This is a genomic window from Desulfobotulus alkaliphilus (assembly GCF_007830435.1).
Classification (GTDB): Bacteria; Desulfobacterota; Desulfobacteria; order Desulfobacterales; family ASO4-4; genus Desulfobotulus; species Desulfobotulus alkaliphilus.
Genome location: NZ_VLLC01000064.1, coordinates 1 through 6,326 on the forward strand (window position 1 = coordinate 1; position 6,326 = coordinate 6,326).

Annotated in this window: 3 protein-coding genes; all 3 read left to right on the top strand. The window is 47.4% G+C overall.

Going from position 1 to position 6,326, the window contains the following annotated elements; all coding sequences use genetic code 11:
- Window positions 1-129: 129 nt before the first annotated feature.
- The 3 genes from LZ24_RS16625 (at window position 130) to LZ24_RS16635 (ending at window position 5,941) form a co-directional block, all read left to right on the top strand.
- Window positions 130-3,897 carry a CapA family protein gene (locus LZ24_RS16625; RefSeq protein ID WP_144686832.1) on the top strand — a complete coding sequence of 1,256 codons (3,768 nt, stop codon included), beginning with the start codon at window positions 130-132 and terminating at the stop codon, window positions 3,895-3,897.
- A gap of 203 nt (window positions 3,898-4,100) precedes the next feature.
- Window positions 4,101-4,544 (top strand): UDP-N-acetylmuramoyl-tripeptide--D-alanyl-D-alanine ligase, encoded by a 444-nt coding sequence (locus tag LZ24_RS16630; RefSeq protein ID WP_222427692.1) that lies wholly within the window; start codon window positions 4,101-4,103, stop codon window positions 4,542-4,544.
- Between the two features lie 155 nt (window positions 4,545-4,699).
- Window positions 4,700-5,941 (top strand): lysozyme inhibitor LprI family protein, encoded by a 1,242-nt coding sequence (locus LZ24_RS16635; RefSeq protein WP_222427693.1) that lies wholly within the window; start codon window positions 4,700-4,702, stop codon window positions 5,939-5,941.
- The last annotated feature ends 385 nt before the right edge of the window (window positions 5,942-6,326 follow it).

Sequence of the window (6,326 nt, forward strand, 5' to 3'; positions counted from 1 at the left end):
ACAACAAATAAAAACTTTAATCTCAAAGCCATACATCCAATTTTAGCACTTTGTATAACGTTTGTAGGTGTATAATTTATCGGGAATTTAGGAATTATTTATTACGACGGGGAGGCCGCCTTTGGCCTGATGCGCCTTTACGGCCTCACAAAGGATGAACGCTGGCTTAGCACAGTGGAAAAAGCCTTTGAATACTTCATTGCAAAGGATCACTGGAGGGCCAATGACCACTGGCTGAGCTATTGCGTAAACGAGCTGACCCTCTACCGTCCGGAAGAAAAATACTACTGCTTCGGCATACAGAATGTGGCAGGCCACCTGGATTTTGTGCTGAAGCGCATCACCACCTTTCCCACTCTGCTGGAACTGATGATGGCGGCCCACAAGATGATTGTCCGTCTGAAGAAAGACCCGGACAACAGCCATCTTCTTCATGCACTGGATATGGACAAGTTCTACCATGCCCTGGAACACCGCGCCCGTTATCTGCTCAACGGCCATTTCTGGCCGGAATTTGCCATGTTCTTTGAAAACCCCCAGCGCATTCTGGGCAGTTTTTTCATCCGCCACCATGCTTTCCGGGTACGCATTGATGATGTGGAACATTATCTTTCGGGCTTTGTGGCATACCTCCACCATTATCTTGACATGCCCCATGCTGCTGATGAGACAAAAACCTTTTCCGAAAGCACTCAGCAAAAATTTGTTTTTACAAACAAAAAAAATGAAACCGAAAATAAAAAACCAGACACTGACAGACCAGAAGTATCAGCAAAAATAGCATGGGGCGGCGATGTAAATCTGGCACGGAGGCAGCACTACAGAACAGCCGAACTGGGATGGACTGGTCCTCTTGGTCGCATTAATGCACTGAAGAATACTGATCTTACCATGGTAAATCTGGAGTGCGTAGTCGCAAGGAATGGTCAGTACGGAGTGGAAAAAAATGAAAGCGGTCCCTACTATTACAGGGCAAGGCCTGAAATGCTGAACCTCCTTGTCGCCAGCGGTATCGGGCTGGTGACAACGGCCAACAACCACAGTGGTGATTATGGGCCGGACGCCCTTATGGAGCAGGCAGAATGGCTCGAAAAAGCAGGTATTTTCCATGCCGGAACCGGAAAAAATACAGAAGAAGCATTCTCTCCTGTCATATGCAGGGCGGGACAGCTGAATCTTGCCGTTTTTTCAGCAGATGCAACCATGCCTCCCTTTGCCGCTACCGAAAGTGAACCGGGAACGGCTTTTCTGCCCCTGTCCTCTCCGGAAAAATGGAAAAATGTTTTTACGCCCCGGATCCAGGCCGCAAGGGAAAAGGCCGATATTGTCATCATTGCCGTGCACTGGGAATGGCCACCAACGCCCGTTCCTTCTCCTCAAAAAAAGGCCGTGGGAAGGGCATTGATTGATGCAGGTGCAGACGCTGTACTGGGAGCTTCCGGCCACAGTCTCCACGGAACGGAAATCTACCGGCAGCGCCCCATCATTTATGATGCGGGGGATCTTCTTTTTGACTCCATCCGTTCAATTCAAGGTGAAAGCGGTGTTTTCCACCTTGAACTCTCTGCCTGCGGTGTGGAACGTCTTCTTTTTTATCCAGCAGGAACCGGGTTTGGATTCAGCGAAGCTCTTCATGGAACAGATGCTTCTGAAGCCATAGAAAAATATGCAGGAAAATGTGCAGACCTCGGGTCCGCAATGTACCCTTCTTCCGATGGCTGCGGAGTGATTGACATTCATCCTCCCTATCGGGAAAAACGTGTGCTGCAGCCTGCTCCATCACCGATGCCGCAAATAATACAGGTGGATACAAGTGAAACTGCCAGGCTGCATACCGTAAATAAAGTACCGGAAGATGCTGAAATACAAGAGCTTACAGCTGGCCCCCTGACACTCATGGGCATACGGACTTCTCCGTCGCAGGATATCATTAAAAGGCAGATTGTCTGGGTGGAATCCTACTGGAAATGCGATGAAACCCTCAGGGATGATTATCGCATACAGATCCGTCTTATTCCTGATCATTCCGATGCTCCCGTATGGGGGCAGGCCTCTGATCATGATCCCTGTGACTGGCAGTTGCCCACAAGCCTATGGCAAAAAGGACGGATATACAAAGACGTCTGCGGAATCCGTCCACCTGAAAAAAAAAGAATGAAAAACTGTGTGCTTCAGGCAGAGGTCTCTGTAATTAAAGAAAGGGACACCATTGCCCGCTTTTTTCTGCCACACACTCTCTCTGTCCGTCTTGGTCCGGTTACAGACAAAAAAACAATCCCCGGAGAGTTATCTGACTCCATGCGCAAGCAGGGCCATGAAATCCTTGAAAAACTGCTCTCGGAAAAAAAACTCAAGGTCATGTTTCTGACTAAAAAAATGGCGGAAACACGCAGCGGAATTGAAAACTCTGCCCTTTTAAGGGCCGGTCTTTTTTTTGAAGAAATGAATATTTCTCCTGAGATTCTAACGCTCCAGTACGATCCTGCATTTGCTGTTACCAGAGATCTTTTTATAAAAAACAATCATATATCCAGCAATCAGATTTTTCATAATATCTTTGATTATTTTCAGAATGCAGCCATTAACATGCCGAGGACAATCACAGAGACACATATGGCTGCCGGCTGGACAGGAATCGAAGTGCCGGGAACCGAGGATCTGCGGGTTTATGATGCTGAAAACAACTTTATCATGTATGTAAAGCGATCACCGGAGAGCAGAGCCACCGAATATATCAATCACTTTAACAAAGGAAAAAAATGGCGCAGGGACACCTTTGATGCAAAGGGCTTTCTCAGCCGGATTCAGATGCTTGAACCGGAAAGCGGCCTGCCCCTTTCTGAACATTTTATGCGTCCGGACGGCTCTCTGGCCATTATCTTCCACTATCGTAGAGAAGCGGGGAAAAACAATCTTGCCGTTATCCATCTTTTTGATGATAGGGGCCGCTGCATCCATATATTTGATAGTATCAACATGCTTGTGGAATACTGGCTTGAAAAAATATCCGAAGATAAAAATATCCTTCATTTCATGCTGATGGACAGAAGTGAAGACTATTTTATACCCCTGACCCGGCTATCTGAAAAAAAGCAAAACCTTATCTGTGCCCCCATGCTCCACAACACCCACACCCGTGACGGATCAAAAGCCGAAAGCGGAGCCATGAAAAACTATGCTGCCCGGGTTCTTAACCATCCAGGCCTGTCCGATGCCATCATTCTTTTGACTCGAAAGCAAAAGGAAGATATCACCCGGCGGTTCGGCAGGGGGCCCTACGTGGTTATTCCACACGCCATAAAAGCACAGACATACAGCCTTCCTCCCTTTGAAAAAAGAAAAAGGCAGAAACTGGTTTATATTGCAAGATATGCCAGAGATAAGAATCAGGGTGCTGCCATCCGGACCTTTGCAAAGATTATCAGGGAGGTGCCTGATGCAGAATTACATTTTTACGGCAGCGGGAATGATCAGCCTTTAATGGAAGCTCTGCGCCTGCAACTCGGTCTTGAAAATTCTGTATTTATTCATGGCTTCACACAGGATCCGGTATCCGTCTACCTTGGGGCAGGGCTTTCTTTTTCCACTTCCATGCGGGAAGGTTTTTCCATGTCCATTTTGGAAAGTCTTTCCTGCGGTTGCCCGGTTATGGCCTTTGATGTCAATTACGGGCCTTCCGATATGATCACTGACGGTGTAAACGGCTGCCTGATCCCATCAGGAGACGAGAACCTCATGGCTGAAAAAACCATAGAAATTCTCAAAAATCCGGAAAAGCACAAAGCACTCTGCGAAGCTGCACTACCCTCTGTCAATCATAAATTCAGCCGAAAAAACATCGCTGTCCTATGGCGTAGCCTGCTGGCTGACACAGTATTTTTAAAGAGGTGTGAGTGATTTTTTGAAAATATACTAAAAAGTTCAAAACGCGCTCGGCAAATCCTTCGCTCCTTACCACCTGACGATAACAATCAGGCCTTTTTATCTACGTCGAGTGGGAAATGAACTTTTTAGTAACAATGGCTCCCGCCTCACCCTTGCTCTGAATGGTGTTGAAAAAACACTGGACATCCCTTTTAGGGGAGAAGGTATGCTGCACAATGCCATGGCAGCACTTGCCGTGGCCCATGCCCTGCGGTGATGTGTACATCATTGATGACAGCTGGAATGCGGTGGTAATTTCCATGCTGAATGCCTTTTTGGTTCTGAAGGATTCTCCCTGCGAAGGCAGAAAAATTGCCGTACTGGGCCGCATTGTACACCTTGGTGATATGGCACCTGAGCTTCATGCGCAACTGGCAACGCCTTTAATGGAGACGGGAGTGGCCCATGTCCTGACCCATGGTGAAGAAATGTTTTTTTTAAGGGAAAAGCTGCCAAAAGACATGCTGGGGCCCCACTTTGACAAGGCAGCGCCGCTTTGTGACTATCTGGAGAATTTTTTAAAAAATAAAGACTTGGTTTTGTTGAAAGGCTCGCGTCGGGATTCGGATTTCGGCGATATTTCAAAATGGTTTTCAGGCTTAAGACAAGGAGGGAGGTGAAATCCAGCGGTCTGCACCATCCGGATATGCACAGCACGGCCCATATGACATGGCAGGGATGGGGCAGCAATATTCAGGCTATCCAGCTTAGGGGGGCAAAGCCCCGACAAAAAAAACATTTTATCCGTTTATGGAAAGGGTAACAACCATGCAGCATGGAGGATAACAACATGAAAACGCTAAAAATAGGCTTGGTCATGATAGTGCTTGCCTGCGGAATAACAACACTGTCTGTGCAGGCGGCAAGTTTTAATTGCTCGAGGGAAATCACGCAGGTAGAGAAAATGATCTGTGACAACCCGAAATTATCAAAGCTGGATGAAGATCTGGACCAGCTGTTCGGCGATATATTGAGGGAGTCAATCAAAAAACGACTCTTTTTTCATATGTTCAAGGGCCAACAGTCCCAGTGGGAAAGGGAGGAACGCAATGCCTGTGCTGATGCGGCCTGCCTTAAGGCTGCATACACCGCACGAATCGGGCACTTGCGCAAGGTACTTGCCACCATGGACGGGCCTGCACCACTGCTTCCACCCAGGATCGACGACGGGCCCTGCCTTAAACCCGACATCGACTGGCGCAACTACGAGTGGGTGCTCATCCGTGACGGTGGCAAGGCCTCCTGCCAAGACATGCTCGCCTATCTCAAGTCCCGCCCGAAGGATGCCCCGCCGCCAGTGTGTGCCGAGGAACGTCTGCCGCCCAACGACAACTGGACGCGGCCAAAGGGGGAGGAAGTGACGGGAAAACAGCTTGACGAGCTGCTTGCGCAAATGCCGACATCGTTCCTTCGTGGGCTACTGATTGGAAATGCTGATACTTCGCTCAAAATCACACGAACCGACATTACCCGCGATGGCATTCCAGAAACGCTTTTGTCATTGAACTTTAAACCCAAAGACTGTCAATACCCAATCAGATGCGCTGTCAATCGGCCTGATCAGCCTTGGCATGGTACTGTAGCTCTAGGGGGGGGCGAAAGACAAGTACTGCTGCCCATGGACGAGGCTGGAAAAAGGATTGATTGGAACCACAGAGCCCTTACCCATGGCATAGTGACGAGCCTGAATTTATCAGAGGGGGAATTGGTTTATTACCGTGGCGAGCCCTACTGGCTTTCAACCATGTCATGGTGCCAGTACAACGCAGACACCTATGACGATGACCGTTTGGTCGAGAGCGCGCGAGACACGAATAACCATCATAATAGATCCTTTACGTTGGGACCGGTGGTCACCTCTCATAGCAAGGGCGGCTACGATCCAAGCAATTTTAATGAAGTCAACTGGGTTATCGCACAAGATGATCCATACTACGGCGGTACCTGCTACTTTGGTTATTTTCATCGCGATCACCTGAAAATCGATCCACCCATAAAACTCGACTTATCTAAATAAAGGGGTGTCAATACATGATCACAATCAGCCCGCTCGACAATGTAACCTAAATTCCCGATAAATTATACACCTACAAACGTTATACAAAGTGCTAAAATTGGATGTATGGCTTTGAGATTAAAGTTTTTATTTGTTGTTTTTGGCTAAAAATAATTTTCAAAAATTTTAAAAAACTGCTAGTTTTGCCCCCTTGAAGGTATAATAACATCTTACTACAAAGGGGGCGATATGGCTTGTATTGTGAAGCAAAAAGTTGGAAACAATACTTATCTATATGAATCAACTTCCTATCGTAATAGTGAAGGAAAACCCAGAAATAAAAGATGTCTTATCGGAAAAATTAATCGTGAGACAGGCGACCCTGTCTACAAGCCTGAATACCTTG

Excerpts from the sequence above, each read along its gene's own strand:
- LZ24_RS16625 (WP_144686832.1), top strand. The coding sequence starts at position 130 with ATGCGCCTTTACGGCCTCACAAAGGATGAACGCTGGCTTAGCACAGTG.
- LZ24_RS16630 (WP_222427692.1), top strand. The coding sequence starts at position 4,101 with ATGCCATGGCAGCACTTGCCGTGGCCCATGCCCTGCGGTGATGTGTAC.
- LZ24_RS16635 (WP_222427693.1), top strand. The coding sequence starts at position 4,700 with ATGGAGGATAACAACATGAAAACGCTAAAAATAGGCTTGGTCATGATA.